At 72.6% G+C, this 21814-nt stretch carries 10 protein-coding genes; 5 read left to right on the top strand and 5 right to left on the bottom strand.

Translation table 11 applies throughout. The annotated features are described in order from the left end of the window. Positions 1 to 762, bottom strand: a complete 762-nt coding sequence (locus tag AB0J08_RS19855) for a PucR family transcriptional regulator ligand-binding domain-containing protein (RefSeq protein WP_360635441.1) — start codon at positions 760 to 762, stop codon at positions 1 to 3. A 168-nt stretch (positions 763 to 930) separates the two neighbouring features. Here AB0J08_RS19855 and AB0J08_RS19850 point away from each other — a divergent pair, with 168 nt between their 5' ends. The 3 genes from AB0J08_RS19850 to AB0J08_RS19840 all read left to right on the top strand — a co-directional run bounded on the left by AB0J08_RS19850 (position 931) and on the right by AB0J08_RS19840 (position 3732). Next, complete coding sequence (locus tag AB0J08_RS19850) at positions 931 to 1365, top strand: nucleoside deaminase (RefSeq protein ID WP_360635438.1); 435 nt, start codon at positions 931 to 933, stop codon at positions 1363 to 1365. 36 nt (positions 1366 to 1401) lie between these two features. Continuing rightward, positions 1402 to 2370, top strand: coding sequence for a 2-oxoglutarate and iron-dependent oxygenase domain-containing protein (locus AB0J08_RS19845; RefSeq protein WP_360635435.1), 969 nt, complete (start codon positions 1402 to 1404; stop codon positions 2368 to 2370). Between the two features lie 678 nt (positions 2371 to 3048). Continuing rightward, positions 3049 to 3732, top strand: coding sequence for a response regulator transcription factor (locus AB0J08_RS19840; protein WP_360635504.1), 684 nt, complete (start codon positions 3049 to 3051; stop codon positions 3730 to 3732). Positions 3733 to 3799: 67 nt separating this feature from the next. On the opposite strand, the gene AB0J08_RS19835 is transcribed toward AB0J08_RS19840, so the two are convergent. The 4 genes from AB0J08_RS19835 to AB0J08_RS19820 all read right to left on the bottom strand — a co-directional run bounded on the left by AB0J08_RS19835 (position 3800) and on the right by AB0J08_RS19820 (position 7988). Next, positions 3800 to 5077, bottom strand: a complete 1278-nt coding sequence (locus tag AB0J08_RS19835) for a sensor domain-containing protein (RefSeq protein ID WP_360635432.1) — start codon at positions 5075 to 5077, stop codon at positions 3800 to 3802. Beyond that, a complete protein-coding gene (locus AB0J08_RS19830; protein ID WP_360635429.1) occupies positions 5070 to 6575 on the bottom strand; it encodes an ABC transporter permease in 1506 nt (501 codons plus the stop codon). The genes AB0J08_RS19835 and AB0J08_RS19830 overlap by 8 nt, the downstream gene beginning before the upstream one ends. 17 nt (positions 6576 to 6592) lie before the next feature. After that, positions 6593 to 7345, bottom strand: coding sequence for an ABC transporter ATP-binding protein (locus tag AB0J08_RS19825; RefSeq protein ID WP_360635426.1), 753 nt, complete (start codon positions 7343 to 7345; stop codon positions 6593 to 6595). A 151-nt stretch (positions 7346 to 7496) separates the two neighbouring features. After that, entirely contained in the window at positions 7497 to 7988 is a 492-nt protein-coding gene (locus AB0J08_RS19820; protein ID WP_360635423.1) for a nuclear transport factor 2 family protein, read from the bottom strand. Between the two features lie 329 nt (positions 7989 to 8317). Between AB0J08_RS19820 and AB0J08_RS19815 the strand changes: the two genes are divergently transcribed. Together AB0J08_RS19815 and AB0J08_RS19810 are read left to right on the top strand one after the other, a co-directional pair. Next, a complete protein-coding gene (locus tag AB0J08_RS19815; RefSeq protein WP_360635420.1) occupies positions 8318 to 9184 on the top strand; it encodes an alpha/beta hydrolase in 867 nt (288 codons plus the stop codon). Between the two features lie 493 nt (positions 9185 to 9677). Beyond that, the gene (locus AB0J08_RS19810; RefSeq protein ID WP_360635417.1) at positions 9678 to 21755 is read left to right on the top strand and encodes an amino acid adenylation domain-containing protein; all 12078 of its coding nucleotides are present in this window, start codon (positions 9678 to 9680) and stop codon (positions 21753 to 21755) included. The last annotated feature ends 59 nt before the right edge of the window (positions 21756 to 21814 follow it).

Below are 21814 nucleotides of genomic sequence, written 5' to 3'. Positions count from 1 at the left end.
TCACCGGGCGCCGCCTCCCGCAGCGCACCCGTCGCGACCCTGACGGCGTCCGGGCCCGGTGGCACTCGGAGGAGAGCGAGCATCCCGCCGGGCAGCGCGGCCGTGAGCACGGAACCGCCCAGGGAGAGCGCCAGCCGACGGAGCGTCAGATCCGGCAGACCGCGGGCCGCGAGGCCCACCAACCGATGGCCCGGTATCGGGCGGAACCCCGGCAAGCTCGGCCCTGGCCGCCGCTTCGGCGCGGCCCACCGGGGCGGCGTCGGCCAGGTCGGCGAGCAGCGCCGCCGAATGCGCGGACCGGTCCGTCCCGGAGGCCGTGTGCGCGGTGTCGCGGTAGCGACGAGTGGTCCGCTCGGCGAGCGAGAGCGAGACGATCGCGGTGTTGACGGCCTCGGCAATCCGGACGAACGGCACCACCCGGCGTAGCGCCACCAGCGGCAGACCGCGCAGTTCGCTCTCGGCCACCACGGCCTCGGGCATGGTCGCCAGCGCACGCCCGATCTCGATGAACACGGCCGCCACACCCCGGGCGGCCAGCTCACGGATATAGGTCCTCTGCTGTCCCGCCGAGGTGTGTGCCAGCCCGAAGCCGTTGGTGAGCAGCAGCTCGCCACCGTAGAGAAAGGCGTAGCCCTCGTAGACCTCACTGGAGCGCACCCAGCGGACCGGCCGGTCCAGCGCCGCCCGGCCGGCGAGCAGGACGGGGGCGGCCGGGCCGAGCACGTCGAAGGCGAGGATCTCGCGGAGGGTGAGTGCGGTCATCGCGGGCTCCCGACAGGCAGGGGTGGGGTGACGCCGACGCCGGTGGCGGCGTTGAGCTGGTGCGGCACGAGCCGGTGCGGCGTGAGCTGGTACAGGCCTGGGAGGGTACGTTCCGAACGTTGCCGTGGTGTTTCCGCCGACAGGAGAGGGCGAGGTGGAGCAGTGGATATGGAACGGATTCTGGCCGTTGCGGTGGAGGAGGCCCGGGCCGGGCTGGCGGAGGGCGGCATCCCGATCGGGGCCGCGCTGTTCGGTCCGGACGGAGAGGTACTCGGCCGGGGGCACAACCGCCGGGTGCAGGACGGTGATCCGTCGATGCACGCCGAGACGGCGGCATTCCGGGCGGCCGGGCGGCTGCGCGGGTACGGGCGCACCACGATGGTGACCACCCTCTCGCCCTGCTGGTACTGCTCGGGCCTGGTCAGGCAGTTCGGGATCGGCCGGGTGGTGGTCGGCGAGGCACGGTCCTTCGTCGGCGGTCAGGACTGGCTGGCCGAACACGGCGTCGAGGTCACGGTGCTGGACGACCCCACGTGCCTGCAGCTGATGACGGACTTCATCGCGGCCAGGCCGGAGCTGTGGTTCGAGGACCTCGGCGAATAGCCGTATCGGAACGCCCAACTCTCTGGAGGAGCAAAGATGAACGAGGTTCGGATCCCCACCGTCGACCTGGGCCGGTGGCTGACGGGTACCGCCGCCGAACGCGAGCGGATCGCGCGGAGCGTGGACGAGGCGCTCGGACGGGCCGGCTTCCTGCTGATCACCGGTCACGGGGTGACGGAGCAGGAGCGGGAAGAAATCCGTTCGGCGGCGCGGGAGTTCTTCGCCCTTCCCGCGGAGGCCAAGAACCGGTACGCCGTGTCGGTGGGCGGCCGGGGCTGGCTGGGCCGGGGAGCCGAGGCCAACGGCTACTCGGAGGGAACGGAGACGCCACCGGATCTCAAGGAGTCCTGGACGATGGGATCGGAAGAAGCCACCGGTGACTCCGAGTTGGACGAGTTCTGGTTCCAGCGAAACGTCTGGCCGAGCGCGGAGGCGCCCGGACTGCAGGCGGTGGTCGAGCGGTACCTGGCCAAGATGCGAACCGTCGCGGACAACACGCTCCACCTGCTCGCGGCCGCACTCGGCCAGCCAGCGGACTTCTTCACCCGGCACACCGGCGCGTCGACGTACACCTGCAACATCAACTGGTACCCGAGCGTCGGCGTGGTGGGCCGGCCGCTGCCGGGGCAGTACCGGATCGGCCCGCACACCGACTTCGGCACGGTGACACTGCTGGACCGCCAGCAGGGCAAGGGCGGGCTGCAGGTCTGGACGGAGCAGCAGGGCTGGGCCGACGCCCCGTACGATCCGGCGGCGCTGACGGTCAACATCGGTGACCTGATGGCCCGTTGGACGGGCGACCGGTGGCGTTCGGGGCGGCACCGGGTACTGCCGCCGTCGCCGCAGGCCCCGGAGAAGGAGCTGATGTCGCTGGTGTACTTCTACGAGTGCGACCCGCACACCGAGGTCGCGCCGCTACCGGCGCCGATCGGGCGGGTCGAGTACGAGCCGGTGGACTCCACGGAGTACCTGCGGGCGAAGCTGGACGCGATCACCGTCGCGTGAAGGGCGACGCGTCCGCCGGTAAGGCGAACATCCGGGACCGTGACGGCGCGCGTCGCCCGCTGCTGTGGACCCGCCTTGACCACCCCAGCGTCCGGAAGATCCGGGCGGATCAAGGCTTCGCCGGCCGCCTGGTCCGCGCGCTACGTTGCGATGTTCTGGCACCGGGTCACCCCGGGCTCGGGAGCGCGGAGAGCAGGGCCGCGGCGGGTCGGTCGAAAGGCGCGATGCTGCCCGCTGCGTGACGGAGGACGTGGGCACCTTCGAGTGTGACGATCACGAGGGTGGCCAGATCGGCGGCCTGGGATGAACTCATTCCGGCGCGGGTGAGCTTTCCGGTGAGCTCGCCGACCCGGCCGGCTAATCCCTCGGCCGCGACGGTGCGCAGGCTGCCCTGGTCGGCAATGGCCGCGTCGTACTACACCTGACACCGCAGAACGCCGTCGAGTCGACTCTGGACAGGCCTCGCTCCACCTCACGCGGCACACCGGGAACAGCGTGAGCTGGATCGACCTCGGCACCCCCGACGTGGGGACGACGACGGCGTTCTACACCGCGCTGTTCGGTTGGATCGTCGCCCCACCGGGCTCCAACGGCTACCGGCTCTGCGCACTGCGCACTGCGCGGACAACTCGTCGCCGCCTTGGAGCCGGCCGAAGGCCGCGCCCCGATAATGGCGTCATGATCGACAAGCAGCTGCGCGTGGTACTGGCCGAGGACTCCGTCGTCCTCCGGGACGGGATGGTCGAACTGCTCGGTGCCCGTGGGTGCGAGGTGGTCGCCGCCGTCGGAACGGCCCCCGCGCTGCTGGCCGCCGTCGCGGAGCACCGGCCCGACGTGGCCGTGGTGGACATCCGGATGCCGCCCACTCACACGGACGAGGGCATTCGCGCCGCCGTGGAGCTCCGGGCGGGCGCCCCCGAGGTCGGCATCCTGGTCTTCTCCCAGCACGTCGAGACCGCCTGGGCCGGTCGACTGCTGGCCGGCGGCGCGGCGGGGATCGGGTACCTGCTGAAGGAACGGGTCGCCCGGACGTCCGAGTTCGTGGACGCGCTGCGCCGGGTCGCCGAAGGCGGTACGGCGCTCGACCCCGAGGTGGTGACCCGGCTGATGCGGGGCGGCCGGCGCAACCGCGTGGACGCGCTGACGCCCCGCGAGCGCGAGGTGCTCGAACTGATGGCGCAGGGCCACTCCAACCGCTCGATCGCCACGCGGCTCGTGGTGTCGGAGCGAGCCGTGGAGAAGCATGTCGCCGCCGTCTTCACCAAGTTCGACCTCCCGGCCACCGAGGCGGACAACCGGCGGGTCAAGGCGGTGCTCACCTACCTCGCCTGCACCGGGGCGGTCGACGAGCGCCACCTCTGATCGCACGATCCGCGCCGCCAGGTCACCGTCCGGGCGGTTTGCCGCAGGAGGTCGGACCGGCGCCTCGTCAGAGCGAGTTCGGCAGCTCGGCGGTGACGACGGTCGGGCCGCCCGGCGGGCTCTCCACCCGCAGGACGCCGTCCACGGCGGCGAGCCGCTCGCGCAGCCCTGCGAGGCCGGTACCACCCCGAGCCGCCGGGCCGGCCCCGAAGGAGGCGCCACCGCGTCCGTCGTCACGCACCGTCAACCGGACCCGGCCGTCGGTGGCGGTCGCCGACAGCTCGGCCGTCCGGGCTCCGCTGTGCTTGGTGACGTTGGTGAGCAGCTCGGCGGCGCAGAAGTAGACGGCCTGCTCGATCGCCCCGTCCGGCCGCTCCCGCAGGTCGAGCCGGACGGTGACCGGCACGGCCGAGCCGGCGGCCAGCCCGGGCAGCGCCTCGCCCAGGCCGCCGTCCAGGGCCACCGGGTGGATGCCACGGGTGAGCCGGCGCAGCTCCGCGATGGTGTCGTCGGTCTGACCGCGGGCCCGGTCGACCAGGGTGCGCAGGCGGGTGAGGTCGGCCTGCGCGGCGACGGGGTCGAGCACGTCGTCGGCCAGCGAGAGGGTGATGGCGAGGGCGACCAGCCGGGCCTGGGTGCCGTCGTGCAGGTCGCGTTCCAGACGGCGGAGCCGGTCGGTGTTCTCGGCGAGGAGCGTCGCGCGGGCGGATTCGAGCGCGCGGACCCGCTGCTGGGCACGGGCCGGGCCGAGCAGCAGCCGGGCCAGGCGCCGGTTCGCCGCGCCGAGCGCACGATTGGCCCCCGGCACGGCGGCGAGGACGGCCAGGCCCAGCAGGGCGGCGACCGCGTCCAGTAGACCGGGGGGCCGGTCGCCCGGCTCCAGCAACCGTACCCAGAGCGGGAATCCGACCAGCCAGCCGCAGCCGAGCGGCAGGACGACGACTGCGGCGAAGCCGAGCAGACCCAGCGGCAGACGCAGCAGCAGGTAGAGCAGCGCCCGCCAGGCGACCGGGTCGACCAGGACGGCGCGGCCGCGGGCGAACACGCCGTCCTGGGTCGGCAGCGGAGCCGGGGGTTCGACGTGCTCGCCGAGCAGCCGGCCCACCAGCCGGCGGTGGATCGTGCCGAGGCCGCGCGTGCCGTGGAGAGCGGCGACCACGAACGGCAGGCCGAGGACGGTGAGGGAGAGCAGCGCCCCCGCGTAGAGGACGGCGAGCGCGTAGGCGCCGCCCAGGACGGCGAGCGGCAGGCCCGCGACGGCGAAGAGCAGCTCGCCGCCACGGACCGTGAAGTACCGCCGCCGGCTCTGGCCCGCCGGACCGCTCCCCCGCTGCCGTTCAGTCACGGCCGCCGCCGACCAGTTCCGCCGCCGGGCCGGCGACGGCGCGCAGACCGGTGCCCAGGACGGCGGGCACGGTCAGCGCTGCCGCGCCGACGGCGATCCACCCGCAGGTGGCCACCGGGACGGCCGGCAGGGCGGAGCCGGTGAGCGCTGCGCTGAAGGCCGCCGAGGCGGTGGCGGCGACCACCGAACCCAGCAGGACCCCGATGGCCGTGGTGAGCGCGGCCTCGACGGTGAGCATCCGCAGCAGCTGGCGGCGGGTCGCGCCGACCAGCCGGAGCAGGGCGAACTCTCGGCGGCGGTCGGCGGTCAGCGCCACCAGCGTGTTCACCGTGGAGACGGCGGCGAAGCAGACCAGCATGGCCAGCTCCGCCTGGCGCAGCCAGACATCGGTGGCGGAGGTCACGGAGGTGCCGCCGGCCGCCGCCCGGCTCGCCGCGTGCGCTGCGGTGCTTGTCATGATCGACATGGTGCCCGAGAGGCCGACGAGGAGCGAGACCGGCACCACGGCGGCGGACAACCGGTGTGCGTAGCCGCGCAGATTGGCGTCGGCCAGCCAGCCGGAGCGCGGCGCCGCGAGCCGCACCGGCGCGCCCAGCACGGCGGCGACCACGCGGGCCGCGAGCGGGCCCAGCAGGGCTACGGCGACCAGCAGCACCACCGAGGCGAGCAGGGCCGCCTGCCCGGCCTTGTCCGGCTGGTCGGCCGGGCGGGTCGCGGCCAGCCGAACCAGCAGCCCGCCGCCGACCAGCGCACCTGCCCCGGCGAGCAGCCGGGGCGGCCCGGTTCGACCGTGCTCGGTCGAACTCGCGGTCAGGGCGGCGGCGGGCGCGATCCGGGAGATCCGCCGGGCCGCGACGGCGCTCGCGGCCAGGGCGATGAGCAGCACCGCCGCGAGCGCGACCAGCATCGGCAGTGGCGTGCCCGGCACCCGCACGGCGGGCGCGGCCATCCCCCGCTGCTGCAGCGCGGCGAGGAACCGGCGGGCGGCGAACGCGCCGGCCGCGCAGCCGGGTACGGCCATCAGCAGGACCGTCGCGACCACCTGGCCGCGCACCAGCCGCCGGACCTGCCGGGGCGTCGCGGCGACGGTGCGCAGCAGCGCCAGCTCACGGTGCTGCCGGCGAACAGCGAAGCCCAGCGCGTTGACCACCACGAAGAAGGCGACCACCACGGCGATCTCGCCGAAGGCCCCGGCGATCACCATCAGTCCCGGTCCGGCGGGATCCCGCTCGGCGGCGGGAGCGGCGGCCGCGGCGGCGAAGAGCGAGCCGAACAGCGTCACCGCGGCGAGGGCGAGGAAGAGTGCCGCCGCCGACCCGGCGAAGGCTGCGGGGCTGCGGCGGAGCTGCCCGAAGGCCAGGGCCGCGACGGCACCCCGGCCCGGGCGTCGGAGCCCCGGTTCGGCGCGAGTGGCGCACGAGGCCGCCGTACCGGGCGTCGGGGCGGCAGGCGTCGGGGCGTTCGGCACCGGGGAGTTCGGCGTCGGGGCGTTCGGCATCGGGCCAGGCATCGCGCTCACCCGCCCAGCCGGCTCAGGCGCTCGCCGACCAGCGCCGCCGTGGGCCGCTCCAGCTCGTCCACCAACAGGCCGTCGGCGAGCAGCAGGACGCGGTCGGCGTAGCCGGCCGCCACCGGGTCGTGGGTGACCATCACACAGGTCTGCCCGTCCCGGTCCACGCCGGTCCGGAGCAGAGCGAGGATCTCGTGACCGGTGGCACGGTCGAGCGCGCCGGTGGGTTCGTCGGCGAAGAGCACGTCCGGGCGGGCGACCAGGGCCCGGGCGATCGCCACCCGCTGCTGCTGGCCGCCGGAGAGTTGGCCCGGCCGGTGCCGCTCGCGCCCGGCCAGGCCGACCCGGGCGAGCGCGTCCGACACGGCGGCCCGGCCGGGTCGGACTCCGGCCAGCCGACCGGGGAGCTCGACGTTCTGGGCGACGGTCATCGCGGGCATCAGGTTGAACGCCTGGAAGACGAACCCGACCCGGCGGCGGCGCAGTTCGGCAAGGCGTCGCTCGGACAGCCGGGACACCTCGGTGTCGCCCCACCGGACGGTGCCGCGGGTGGGCCGGTCCATGCCTGCGAGGCAGTGCAGCAGGGTGGTCTTGCCGGAGCCGGAGGGCCCCATCACGGCGGTGAAGGTCCCGGGCGCGAACGCCACCGACACCCCGCGCAGCGCCCGCACGGCCGCACCGCCCCGCCCGTACTCCCGGTGCAGGTCGTCCGCGCGGGCGGCGGGCCCGGCGACCACTGTCGTTCTCGTCTCAGCCATGGCTCCATGCTGGCCGGGCCGGGCGCGGCGATCGATGGTGCTCGCCCCCGGATCGGGGGTTCGGAAAACCGAACCCCCGCCCCGTCGCGCGATGCCGACGCCAAGGGGTGTCGTGCCGATCAGCCGACCACCAGGAGTGATTGACGGTCAATCAGCGCCCGTCGTCCCCGCGCGGCCCGTGGATGGTGCGGTCGGCCTCGGTGATGGCGAGGTCGTTGATGCTGGCCTCGCGGCGTTGCATCAGGCCGTCCGGGGCGAACTCCCAGAGCTCGTTGCCGTGGCTGCGCCACCACTGGCCGTCGTCGTCGTGCCACTCGTACTGGAACCGGACGGCGATGCGGTTGCCGGTGAAGGACCAGAGTTGCTTGCGCAGCGCGTACTCGTGCTCCCTGGCCCACTTGTCGGCGAGGAAGGCGGTGATCTCCTCGCGCCCGTTGACGAACCGGTCGCGGTTGCGCCAGACGGAATCGGGCGTGTAGGCGAGGGCCACGCGCTGCGGGTCGCGGGTGTTCCACGCGTCCTCGGCCGCCTGGACCTTGGCGGCCGCGGTCTCCGCGGTGAACGGCGGGAGCGGGGGGCGTGCGGCCGACGCGACGGACTCGCGCGGCGAACCGGAGGCGGCGGGGATCTCGGCGGTGGCCATGCTAGGACTCCTTCAGAAGTGCTGGACAGGGCGGGAGTTACCGGCCGCTCCGTGGGCCGGGTGGCTTCGACATCGAGGAAACTAAACCGCTCAGTCTATTCTATCAACCGAACCGTTCAGTCTTGACGGTGAACTGAATCGTGTAGTTCAGTCGACCCATGACCACCGCCACACGGTCCACCGTCCGGCGTCGATCCGAGTCGGCGGCAGCATGCGGAACGGGCCACGCCGGCCCCGCGACAAACAACTCCGCGCCCGGGAATGAACGTTGCGGACCTAACCGTTACTCATGTGAATACCAGTTAGAATCGATGACAGGAGAACCTAACATGACCGACGTACGCCACACCACCGTCGAGATCCAGGGCCGGCCGGTCTTCTACCGGGAGGCGGGCGATCCGGCCAACCCGACGCTCGTCCTGCTGCACGGCTTCCCCAGCAGCTCGGCCATGTTCCGCAACCTGCTGCGCGAGCTGGGCGACACCTACCACCTGATCGCGCCCGACCACATCGGGTTCGGCCAGTCCGCAGCGCCGTCCGTCGACGAGTTCGAGTACAGCTTCGACAGGCTCACCGAGTACACCCTGGAACTGCTCGACACCCTGGGAATCGACCGCTTCGCCCTCTACATCCACGACTACGGTGCCCCGATCGGGCTGCGCATCGCCTCCCGGCACCCCGAGCGCGTGACCGCGATCATCACCCAGAGCGGCAACGCCTACCTGGAGGGCTTCACCCCGTTCTGGGAGCTCCTGTTCGCGCACGCCAAGGACCGGGCCGCGCACGAGCCGGCCGTCCGGCAGCTGCTCGAAGCCGACGCCACCCGGTGGCAGTACACCCACGGCGTCCCGGCCGACCGGGCCGACCGGATCAGCCCTGACGCCTGGACCCTCGACCAGGCCTACCTCGACCGTCCCGGCAACAAGGAGATCCAGCTGCAGCTCTTCTGGGACTACCAGTTCAACCTCGACGGCTACCCCGACTTCCAGCGCTACTTCGCCGAACACCGCCCGCCGGTCCTGATCGCCTGGGGCGAGCACGACGAGATCTTCGGTGCAGACGGCGCCCGCGCCTACCTCCGCGACCTCCCCGACGCCGAGCTCCACCTCCTCGACGCCGGCCACTTCGCCCTGGAAACCCACGGCCCCGAAATCGCCGCCCTCATCCGCGACTTCCTCGGCCGCACGCTCGCCTGACCGGCGGCCCCGGCCCGTCGAACCGGCAGGAGACGCAGACCGGCCCGCTCAGGACGACGAAGGCGCCCGGCGGCGCGGGCCGCCGGGCGTCCGGGAAGCACCCGCCTTCACCCGCACCGGAGCGACCGGAGCGACCGGGGCCGCCCCGAACGGCGAGGAGCGCACGCCCTCCCCCGGCGGACCGCCGCCCGCAGAGTTCGAACGGATCATCGGCGAAGCACGAGCGGGCCGCCCGCACGAGGGCGCCTGGGCTGTCCAGGGAGGCTGCTACCAAACCAGGGGATTGACAGAACCACGCCCGAGAGGAACGTGACGCGGTCACCGAGATAGCCGACACCAATTGATGTCATGTCAGTTGGCAGGGCCTTAACGACCTTGAGAACGAAGCTTCTTGACGAGCATCAAGTAGTGACACATCATGACCACGCGTCGCCGATGTTGATCGCTCTGAAAACTCCGCGACGGGGGAACTGGAACTGAAGGGGAAACAGTGATGCGGACTCTCAACGTGGTTCTGATCGGCAAGGGTGGTGTCCTCGCTCGCTGCGGTGAGGAGCTGCTGTCGGCAGGGCACCGAATCCGGGCGGTGGTGACCGGCGACGCCGTGGTCCGCGCCTGGGCCGTCAGATCGGGGATCGGCCACCACTCCCTCGATGACGCGCTTCTCGCCCCGGACCGGCTGTCGTGCGACGTGCTTCTCAGCATCGGGAACGACGCCCTGATCCCCGAGGCACTGCTGGCCTGCGCGCACGGGACGAGCGTCAACTACCACTACGGTCCGCTGCCCGAATACGCCGGCCTGAACGCACCCTCCTGGGCCGTCGCCAACCGGGAGAGCGACTACGCCATCACGTGGCACCGGATCGGCGAGCTGGTCGACGGCGGCGACGTCCTCAAGCGGATACCGGTACCGGTCGAGCCCGACGAGACCGCGCTGTCGCTGGGCGTGAAGTGCGACGAGGCGGCTGTCGCGAGCGTGACCGAACTGATCGGCGACATCGCCGAAGGCCGTGAGTCCGCCGTCCCTCAGGACCTGGCCGCGCGTCGCTACTTCTCCCGGCACACGCAGTTCTCCGCCGAGGGCCTGATCGACTGGGCCCGCGAGGCCGAGGACATCGTCGCCATGGTCCGGGCGACCGACCACGGGCTGTTCGGCTGCCCGCTCGTGTGGCCCAAGGTGAACGTCAACGGGCGCATTCTCGCCGTCCGCGAGGCCCGCGTCGGCATGGCGACCCCCGGTGCCGCCCCCGGCGAGGTGCTGACCTGCGACGCGGACGGCCTGAACGTGGCCACGGCCACCGGTGCCGTTCACCTGATCCGGCTGAGCACGCTGGAGGGCGAGCCGGTCGACGCGGACAGCCTCCGGACGGAGAACGCGGTCCGGACCGGCCTGATCCTCCTGGCTCCCGGCGACGCGCTCCGGGACGCCATCACCGAGACCGGTACCCGGGCGTCGAAGGCCGCCGCTCACTGGCGCAAGCGGCTTGGCACCGACGCCCACCCGTTCCGCCTGCCCTTCACACCGCAGGCCTCCGGCACCGAGCAGGACACCGCTCCCGTCGTCGCGCGCTGCGCCGCTCCCGGCGGAGTGTCCGCCCTGGCCGGCCTGGTGAGCACGTACCTGAGCCGGGCGGCCGCGACGAACGACGTCACTCTCGCCGTCGCCGCGCCCCGCGACGGGATCGACCCCGGCTACCGGGACCTGTTCGCCGCCTGGCTGCCGCTGCGCGCCACCGTCGACCCCGGCCGGACGGTCGCCGACAACCTCCGGGCGGTCGCCGAGGAGTTCCGTCTCGGGCAGGAACGGGGATGGCTGCGCCGTGACCAGATCGGACGGGACGAGACGCTGCGCCGGCAGTGGGACGCCGGCGACCTGACGCCCGACGTGATGATCTCGTGGGCCGATGCGGCGGAGCCCGCGGACGGCCGGCGCCCGGCGCTGAACCTGGTCGTCCGACCCGACGGCGAGACGGTCGAGTTCCACTTCGACGCCCGACGTCTGGCCCGCGGCGACGTCGCCCGCCTCGCCGCGCAGCTCGGCGGCTGGTGCGACCGGGTACCCGGGCTGGCCGACGAGACCCTGGCGTCCGTCGACATCCTCTCGGCGTCGGAGCGCGCGTCGTTGACCGACGCCTTCAACGCCACCGACGACGACACCCTCCTCGGCCACCGCCTGCACACGCTCTTCGAGCAGGCCGCCGAGCGCCACGCCGACAACGTCGCACTGATCTGCGCCGACACGCGGCTGACCTACGGTGAGCTGAACAGCCGGGCGAACCGTGTCGCGCACACGCTGATCGAGCGCGGCATCGGACGCGGCGACCTGGTCGGCATAGGGCTGGACCGCTCGCCCGACGTCGTCGTGGCCGTACTGGCGGCGCTGAAGACCGGTGCCGCCTATGTGCCGGTCGACCCGGCGTTCCCGGCGGAACGCATCCGCCAGATGATCGACGACGCCGACCCCCGGATCATCCTCACCCCGACCGCGGCACCCGCCAATCTCGCCGAGTGGTCGACGCGCTGTCTGAGCATCACGGACGCCGCCGGCGAGCGTGCCGACGCCGACAACCCGGGCGTCGAGGTCCAGGCCGACGACCTCGCCTACGTCATCTACACCTCCGGCACGTCCGGCACGCCCAAGGGCGTGGAGATCAGCCATGGCGCGCTGTGCAACCTGCTGGAGTCCATGCGCCGGGAGCCCGGCTGCGCCGAGACCGACCGGCTGCTGGCGGTCACCACCATCTCCTTCGACATCGCGGTCCTGGAACTGTTCCTGCCGCTGCTCAGCGGGGCCGCCACGGTCATCGCCCAGGCCCACGAGACGATCGACGCGAACGCGCTGATCGGCCTGATGGAGCGTCACGGGATCACGATGATGCAGGGCACGCCGGCGACCTGGCAGCTGCTGCTGGACGCGGGCTGGCAGGGCGACCCGCGCCTGGGCAAGATCCTGTGCGGAGGTGAGGCCCTGCCGCGCGCACTGGCCGACCGCCTGCTCGGCTGCGGCGACACCGTCTGGAACCTGTACGGGCCCACCGAGACCACCGTCTGGTCCAGCATCTGGCGGGTGGAGCCGGAGGGCGACGTCGTCATCGGCCGGCCGGTGGCCAACACCCGGCTCTACATCCTGGACGAGAACCTCGCGCCGGTGCCGCCCGGCTTCCCCGGAGAACTGTGCATCGGCGGCGCCGGCGTGGCACGTGGCTACCACGCCGCCCCCGAGCAGACCCGGGGCCGCTTCGTCCCCGACCCGTTCCGCACCGGCAACACGCTGTACCGCACCGGCGACCTGGCCCGGTTCGTCGCACCCGACGCGCTGCGCGTACTCGGCCGCAACGACAGCCAGGTGAAGCTCCGCGGCTACCGCATCGAACTGGGCGACATCGAGACGGCGCTGACCGCCCACGACGACGTCGCCCGCGCAGTCGTCGTCGGCCGCAACGAGCAACTGGTCGCCTACTGCGTCCGCGACGCTGCCGCGCCCACCGAGTCCGCCCACGACGAGGAGGTACAGCGCGCCGCGCTGGCCGAGTGGGCCGGCGCCTGGGACCGCGCCTACGAGTCCGACGCCGATGACGCCACCTTCAACCTGGCCGGCTGGCGCAACAGCTACGACGGTTCGCCGTTCTCCGTGGCCGAGATGCGTGACTGGCAGCGCGGTTCGGTCGACCGCATCCTGTCCTACGCACCCCAGCGCGTGTTCGAGGTCGGCTTCGGCACCGGCCTGATGATGTTCGCCGTCGCACCGCACTGCACCACCTACCACGCGGTGGACGCCTCGGCCCAGGCCGTCGAGGTCACCCGGCAGCACCTGCGGTCGCTGCCGAACGTCACGTGCGAGCACCGCCCGGCGCACGACCTGCCGGCCGTGGCCGCCGGCTCCTTCGACACCGTGATCGTCAACTCGGTGGCCCAGTACTTCCCGAGCGTCGACTACCTGACCTCGGTGCTGGAGTGGGCGACCACCGCGGTGACGGAGGGGCGGGTGTACCTCGGTGACATCCGCGACCTGTCGCTGCTGCGCTTCTTCCACTCCGACGTGATCCAGTTCCGCCACGACGACCTCTCGCCCGAGGAGGTGGCCCGCCGCGTCGAACGCGCGGTCCGGGCCGAGCGCGAACTGGTCGTCGCGCCCGACTACTTCGCCGACCTCCCCTCCCTCTTCCCGCAGATCACCCGCGTCGACGTCATGCTGCGCAACAGCCGGCACGTCAACGAGATGACTCGCTACCGCTACGACGTGACGATCCACATCGGCGGCGGACCGCAAGCGCACGCCGCCGGCACCGAGCACGACTGGCGGACCGAGTCGCTCGAGATCGCAGCCGTGCCCGCGCTGCTCGCCGGCCTCGACGGCGGGCCGCTGCGCCTGACCGACGTGCCCAACGGCCGGCTCGCCGAGGTGCCCGATCGCGTCGCGGCCCTCGGCGAGGCGACGGAGCCGTACGCCCTCCCGGTGGATCCCCGTGACCTCACCGAGGTCGCCCAGGAGGCCGGACTGGAATGCGCTTTGCTCCCCAGCCGCTCCGGTGACAAGTGGACGTTCGACGCGGTGTTCTGGCACCCGGGCCTGACGCCGGACCTGAGCCTGCGCCCGGCCGCCGCCACCGACCGCGCCACGCTGGCCCGGTATGCGAACGTGCCCGCGGCGGGCGAGCCGGCGAAGGAGCCGATGGGCCGCCTCCTTCGCCCCTGGCTGGCCGAGCGGCTGCCCACCTACATGGTGCCGACGTTCTTCGTCGAGCTCGACGAGTTCCCGCTCACCCCCAACGGCAAGATCGACCGCAACGCCCTGCCGAGCCCGGTCGCCGACGCCGGAGCCATGGCCAAGCCCGCCAACGAGCTGGAGCGGGACATCCTCGCGATCTGGTCGGACGTACTGGGCCACGACCGCATCGGCGTCAACCAGAACTTCTTCGAGATCGGCGGTGACTCCCTGCGCGTGGTCCGCGTCCAGACCCGGCTGGAGAAGGTGCTGGGCCGGCCGATCTCCTCGGCCAAGCTCTTCGAGCACTTCACCGTCAAGGCCCTGGCGGCGCACCTCACCGGCGCCCGGACCGGCCCGACGCAGATTCCGTCGAGCCGCCGGGCGGAGGACGAGCCCATCGCCATCGTCGGCATGGCCTGCCGGCTTCCCGGCGACGTGAGCAGCCCGGACGAGCTGTGGGACCTGCTGGAGCGCGGGGCCGACGGCATCAGCGAGGTGCCCGCCGACCGATGGGACGCCGACGCGATCTACGACCCCGACCCGGATGTGCGTGGCAAGTCGGTGACACGCCGCGGGGGCTTCCTCGCCACGCCGATCGACATGTTCGACGCGTCGTTCTTCGGTATCGCGCCGCGGGAGGCGCACGCGATGGATCCGCTCCAGCGGCTGATGCTGGAGACGACGTGGGAGGCGTTCGAACGCGCGGGCTACACGCTCGACCAGCTGCGCGGAAGTCAGACCGCCACGTACATCGGCGTCGGCAAGAACTCCTCGTACCAGGAGTACGGCATCACCACCGGCGGGTCCATAGCCGACCTGGACGGTTACGTGGGTACGGGCTCCGCGCTCGCGACCGCGTCCGGCCGGATCTCCCATGTGTTCGGCCTCGAAGGCCCGACCATCACGATCGACACGGCCTGTTCGTCGTCCCTGGTGACCACTCACCTCGCCGCCAACGCGCTGCGTGACGGCGAGTGCGACCTGGCCGTCTCCGGCGGCGCGACCATCCTGCTCACGTCCAACATGAACGTCGAGTTCAGCCGGCTGCGCGGGATGTCGCCCGACGGGCTGTGCCGGTCGTTCTCCGCCGACAACGACGGGACCGGATGGAGTGAGGGTGTCGCCGTCGTCATCCTCAAGCGGCTCTCCGACGCGCAACGCGACGGCGACACCATCCATGCCGTCCTGCGCGGCACCGCCGTCAACCACGACGGCCACGCGGCGAGCCTGACCACGCCCAGCGGACCCGCTCAGCAGAAGGTCATCCGCACGGCCCTCGGCGCCTCCGGGCTTCAGCCGAAGGACATCGACTACCTGGAGGCCCACGGCACCGGCACCCGCCTCGGCGACCCCATCGAGGGCACCGCCCTCGGCGAGGTCTTCGGCGGCAGTCACCCCGACGAGCCGCTGTGGGTCGGCTCGGTCAAGTCGAACCTCAGCCACACCCAGGCGGCCGCCGGCCTGGCGGGGGTGATGAAGGTCGTCCTGTCCATGCGGCACAACGTGATTCCGCGCACCCTGCACGTCTCCGAAGCCACCCCGGACGTGGACTGGGCGGGCGCGAACATGGCCCTGGCCCGGGAGCCGCAGCCGTGGCTGCCGAAGGACCGGCCGCGCCGCGCCGGCGTGAGCTCGTTCGGCATCGGCGGCACCAACGCACACGTCATCGTGGAGGAACCGCCGGCGCCCCTCCCGTCCGACCGGCCCGCGGCCCAGCCGCCGTCGACGCTGCCGTTCGTGCTGTCCGGGTCCACCGACGCCGCCCTTCGCGCACAGGCCGACGCGCTTCACCAGTACGTGGGCATGAACATCCAGGACCGGCTTCTCGACCTGGCGTATTCGCTGGCCACCACCCGCAGCCACTTCCGCAAGCGGCTCGTGGTCACGGCGAAGGACAGGTCCGAACTCCTGGACAAGCTGGGTACCTTCGCCCGCAGCGGGGAGACCCCGCCCGGCGCCGCGCGGACCGGTGACAGTGCCCAGGAACAGAGCCTGGCCCTGCTGTTCACCGGGCAGGGCAGTCAACTGGTCGGCATGGGAAGGGATCTGTACGAGACCCATCCGGCGTTCCGCGACGCGCTCGACGAGATCGTCGCCCACTTCACCGAACTGGACCGTCCGCTGCTCGACGTCATGTGGGCCGAGGAGGGGTCCGCCGACGCCGCGCTGCTCGACCGGACCGACTTCACCCAGCCCGCCCTCTTCGCGCTGGAGGTGGCGCTGTGGCGGCTGTGGGAGAGCTGGGGCGTGCGGCCGCAGCTGCTCCTGGGCCACAGCATCGGTGAACTCGCCGCCGCGCACGTCGCCGGCGTCTTCGACCTGGCCGACGCGTCCCGTCTGGTGGCCGCCCGGGGCCGCCTGATGCAGGCGCTTCCCAGCCGCGGCGCGATGGCTTCGATCGAGGCCGGCGCTGCCGAGGTCGAGGCCGCGGTGCGGGAGCTGGACCTGACCGGCACGATCGATCTGGCCGGCCTCAACACCCCGACCCAGACCGTCGTCTCCGGCGACACCGACGCCGTGCGGGCCCTGGTGGCGCACTTCGCCGGCCAGGAACGCCGGGTCAAGGAACTGACGGTGTCGCACGCGTTCCACTCCCACCACATGGACGCCATGCTGTCCGGTTTCCAGGCGGTCGCCGAGACCGTGACGTACCGTCCCCCGACGATCCAGCTGGTCAGCAGTCTCACCGGAGCTCTGGCCGCGCCGGGCGAGTTCGAGCAGGCCTCCTACTGGGTGCGCCAGGTGCGCAGCGCGGTGCGCTTCAGCGACGGCATCGCGGCCCTGCACCGCGAGGGCGTCACCACCTTCCTGGAGCTCGGTCCGCAGCCGGTGCTCTCCGGCATGGGCGTGGCGTGCCTGGCCGACGAGACCGACGTCGCGTGGCTGCCGTCGCTGGCCGCGGGCAAGGACGGCTCCGCCGTCGTCCGGCACAGCCTCACCGAGCTGCACGTGCGGGGCGTGCCGGTCGACTGGTCGGCCTGGTTCGGACCCTGCGGCGGTGAGCGGGTCGCCCTGCCCACCTACGCCTTCCAGCGTGAGCGCTTCTGGTTCGACCCGTCGACGCCACGCTCGGTCGGCGCCGGTCTGGACGACACCGACCACCCGCTGCTGGGCGGCGCCGTCCGGATCGCCGGCACCGAGACGGTCGTGTTCACGACCGTGGTGGCGCCCGAGGAGCCGGCGTGGGTGCAGGACCACCAGATCATGGGCACCGTCCTGATGCCGGGCACCGCGTACATCGAGGCGATGCGCTCGGCCGCCGACGCCACCGCACCCGGCGAATGGGACGTGGCCGACGTCGACTTCCTGTATCCGATGGTGTTCGCCGGCGGCGCACCCGCCCGCCTGCAGGTCGTCGTGGGAGAGGAGTCCGAAGGCTCCCGGCCGGTCCAGGTGTACAGCGCACCTGACCGCAGGGACGGCGAGTGGCTGCTGCACGCCGAGGGCCGGATCGTGCCCGCGAAGCCCGTCACGGCAGACGCCGTGGTGCTGCCGCCGCCGGGTGCCGAGCGTCTCGACATCTCCGCGCTCTACGCCGAACTGGACACCGTCGGCTACGAGTTCGGCCCGGTGTTCCGGGGCATCCAGGAGGCCTGGCAGGCCGACGGGGTGGTCTGGGCCCGGGCGGCGCTGCCCGAGGAGGCCGCGCACACCGCCCGCGCCTACGCACTGCACCCGGCTCTGCTGGACTCGGCGATGCAGTCGCAGCTCTTCAGCATGCGGATGCACAACACGAACCCCGAGGACGTGCTCGTGCCGTTCGAGGCGGAGCGCCTGTCGATCCGGGAGAAGGGCCTCGCGGAAGTGTGGGTCCGGGTCGCCGAGTTCGACATGGGCGAGGGCGAGTTCCACGCGTCCCTGGACCTCTTCGACTCGGCCGGCCGGAACGTCGGCCGGCTGGAGCGGATGCACGCCCGGCGGGTCGACCGCGCGGTGCTGCGCAGGCTGGCCGCGGAGGGTGTGGACCGGCTCCGGTTCGAGGTGAACTGGCGGCCGACCGACACCGGGAAGGCGGAGATCGGCGGCTCCTGGGGCCTGCTGTCGCCGGGCGGTGAGGTGCCCTGGGCGGCGGAGGTGAAGAAGGCGCTGAGCCGGGCCGGTGTCCAGGCGTTCAAGGTGCGCGACCTGGAGGAGGCCGAGGAGCTCGACGGCGTCATCTGCCTGTGGGACGCCGGCAAGGACACCCTGGCCGGGACGCGCACGCTGTCCGCCGCGGCACTCGGCCAGCTCCACACCGCGGCCGGGACCGGGTTCGCGCCGCCGTTGGTGTGGCTGACCCGCCGCGCCGTGGGCGTCAACGCCGACGACATGGCCTCCGGGCTCGGCGCGGGACCGCTGTGGGGCCTGATGCGCACCGCCCGCAGCGAGCACCCCGACCTCGCGCTGCGTCTGCTCGACCTCGGCGACGAGGACGCCGATCTGGCCGCCCTCGCCCCGGCGCTGATGCTCTCCGACGAACCGGAGTGCGTGCTGCGGCGCGGCGAGGTACTCGTCCCCCATCTCGAACGGGTCGGCGCCTCGGGCGAACTGACGCTTCCTCCGGAGGGCCGCTGGCAGCTGGAGATCGCCGCCAAGGGCCGTCTGGACCAGCCGCTGTCGGTGCGCCGGGTGTCCCCGAAGCCGCTGGCGGCGGGCATGATCAGGGCCGACGTGAAGGCCGCCGGGGTGAACTTCCTGGACGTGCTCAACGCACTCGGCATGGTCGAGCTCCCGGTGTTCGGCATGGAGTTCTCCGGCGTGGTCACCGAGGTCGGGGCCGGGGTGAAGGACCTCCAGGTGGGCGACCGCGTCCTGGGCCTCGGCCAGGGATCGTTCGCCGCGGAGGTCGTCACCGACGCGCGCTGGGTGGTCCGCGTCCCGGAGAACCTCACGTTCGAGGAGGCCGCGACCATCCCGATGACGTTCCTGTCGGCCTGGTTCGGCCTGCACGACCTGGCCTCGCTGCAGCCGGGCGAGCGGGTGCTGGTCCACGCCGCGGCGGGCGGCGTCGGCATGGCGGCCGTCCAGCTGGCACGACTGCACGGCGCCGAGGTGTACGGCACCGCCAGCGAGCCGAAGTGGGCGGCGCTGCGCGAGATGGGGCTGGACGACGACCACATCGCGTCCTCCCGCGATCTGGGCTTCGTCGAGTCGTTCGGCCGCACCGCGCCCGGACGCGGCTTCGACGTCGTCCTGAACTCGCTCGCCGACGAGTTCATCGACGCGAGCCTCGGCATGCTGGGCGAGGGCGGACGCTTCCTGGAGCTCGGCAAGATCGACCTGCGGGAGCAGTCGTGGGTGGACGAGAACCACCCCGGCGTGAAGTACCGGGTCTACCACCTGCTCGAGGCCAGTCCGGACCAGATGCAGGCGATGCTCGTGTCGCTGGCCGAACTGTTCGCCTCGGGCAAGCTCACGCCGCTGCCGCTGCGCACCTTCCCGATGACGGCCACGTCCGACGCCCTGCGCTTCATGGCCCAGGCACGGCACGTCGGCAAGGTGGTGCTGACGCCCACCGAGCAGAAGGAGTTCATCCAGCCGGGCGGATCGGTGCTGATCACCGGTGGCGTCGGTGGCCTGGGCGGGCAGGTCGCCACCTGGCTGGCGGAGACCCACGGGGTGCGCGACCTCGTGCTCACCTCGCGGCGCGGCCCGGACACCCCCGGCGCGGCCGCGCTGGTGGCCGGCCTGGAGAAGCTCGGCGCCACCGCGACGGTGGTGGCCGCCGACTCCGCCGACCCGGACAGCATGGCCTCGGTGCTGGCTCTGTTCGACGCCGAGCGTCCGCTGCGCGGTGTGGTCCACGCGGCCGGTGTGCTCGACGACGGCGCCCTGTCGGCGCTGACGCCCGAACGGCTGGACACCGTCTTCTCGCCGAAGGTGGACGGGGCCTGGCACCTGCACCAGCTGACGCAGGACGCCGACCTGGACTTCTTCCTGCTCTTCTCCTCGATCTCCGACATCCTGGGGGCGCCGGGCCAGGGCAACTACGCGGCGGCCAACGCCTTCCTGGACTCGCTCGCGTACCTGCGCCGGGCCCAGGGCCTGCCGGCCACCTCGGTGGCCTGGGGACCGTGGGACGGCGAGGGCATGGCCGCGACGCTCAGCGAACGCGACCGCGCCCGGATCAGCCGTACCGGCATGGACGCGCTCGCTCCGCAGGACGGTCTGGAGCTGCTGGAGGAGACGGTGCGCAGCGGTCGCCCGCTGACCGTGGCGGCCGCGCTGGACCTCGCCTCGCTGCAGAGCTACTACCAGGACCAGGGCGGGGTGCCCCCGCTGCTGCGCTCGTTGCTCAGCTCCCAGGGTGGCAGCGGCCCGCGTGCCAAGGGTGACGGCGGGGCCGGCCTGCGCAAGCTGCTCGGCCAGACCGCTCCGGCGGAGCAGGAGTCGGTCGTGCTGGACATGGTCCGCGAGGGCGTGGCCAGGACGCTGGGCTTCTCCTCGATGAACGACGTGGACCCCGGCCTGCCGCTGCAGGACCTCGGCATCGACTCGCTGACCGCCGTCCTGATGCGCAACCAGCTCGCGGACATGACCGGCCTCGCGTTGCCGGCGAAGATCGCGCTCGACCGTCCGAACCTGAAGTCGCTGGCTCAGTTCCTGCTGGAGAAGCTGCTGGAGCGCGGCGTGGACCAGCCGTCGGAGGAGGCCCTCTCCACCGGTGAGGACCCGGCCGGTGCGGCGGACCCGGACAACGCGGCCAGGCTCGACATGGCACCGGTCCGCAAGGGTTACCTGGACCCGCAGCTGCGGTTCGACAACTGCCGGGGCGACCTGGGGCGTCCGGAAGCCGTGTTCCTCACCGGCGCCACCGGCTTCGTCGGCGCCTTCCTGCTGCACGAACTGCTGGCCGCCGGCGTCGCCACGCACTGCCTGGTGCGGGCCGATGACCAGGAGACCGCCACCCGGCGGCTGACCGGTGTGCTGTCGAGCTACGGCATGTGGCAGGAGGACTTCGCGTCGCTGCTGCATCCGGTGGCGGGCGACCTGTCCCAGCCCCTGTTCGGGCTGACGGACGAGGCGTTCGGCCGGCTCGCCGACGAGGTCGACGCGGTGTGCCACTCCGGCGCCCTGGTGGACTGGGTGCGGCCCCTGAGCGAGTACATCGGCCCGAACGTGGTCGGTGTGCACGAGGCCCTGCGGCTGGCGTCGACGGGCCGCGGCAAGACGGTGCACGTCATGTCGACCTTCGGGACCCTGCCGCGCCACCTCGGGTACGAGGTAACGCCGGACGAGATGGAGTACGGCTACGTCACCTCCAAGTGGATGGCGGAGCAGATGGTGACCGCGGCACGCTGGCGCGGCGCCAAGGCCTCGGTGTACCGGCTGCCGTTCGTGGGGCCGTCCGCCACGACGGGCCACTTCCGGCTCGACCGCGGCGACTTCCTGCACAACCTGGTCTCCGGCAGCCTGGCCCTGGGGTGCTTCCCCAGCACGGGCGCCAGTCTCGCGGCCGTCCTGCCGGTCGACCACCTGGCCCGGACCATCACCTCGATCATGCTCGACGAGCGGGACCGCATCGGCCGGGACTACGACTTCGTCAACGCCGGGGCGCCGAGCTTCGACCGCTTCTTCGAGATGGCCGTCGCGGCGACGGGCTCCGGTGAGCTGGTGCCGTTCGACGAGTGGAAGCAGCGGGCCCTGGCCTTCGCGGCCGCGGACACCACGAGCGCGCTGGCCCGGATCGCCGCGCTCGTGGACGGACTGACGCCGGACAACCTGACCCTCACGTTCGGGGCCGGCCTCGCCGGCGAGCACGTGCTGGGCGGCGACGACCACCCCGCGGCGCCGTTCGACGAGCAGTTCGTCGAGAGGTACGTCCACCGCATCATCGCCTCCGACGAGGCGGGCGCAAGGAAGCACGGCCCCGTCGGGGCGTAAGGACACCAGGCACGGTGGAGCCGCCCCGGGGCGGGCGGCTCCACCGGCCCCGGAACGTC

Source organism: Kitasatospora sp. NPDC050463, assembly GCF_040655255.1.
Lineage (GTDB): Bacteria > Actinomycetota > Actinomycetes > Streptomycetales > Streptomycetaceae > Kitasatospora.
This window is presented reverse-complemented; position numbering and strand designations above follow the sequence as displayed.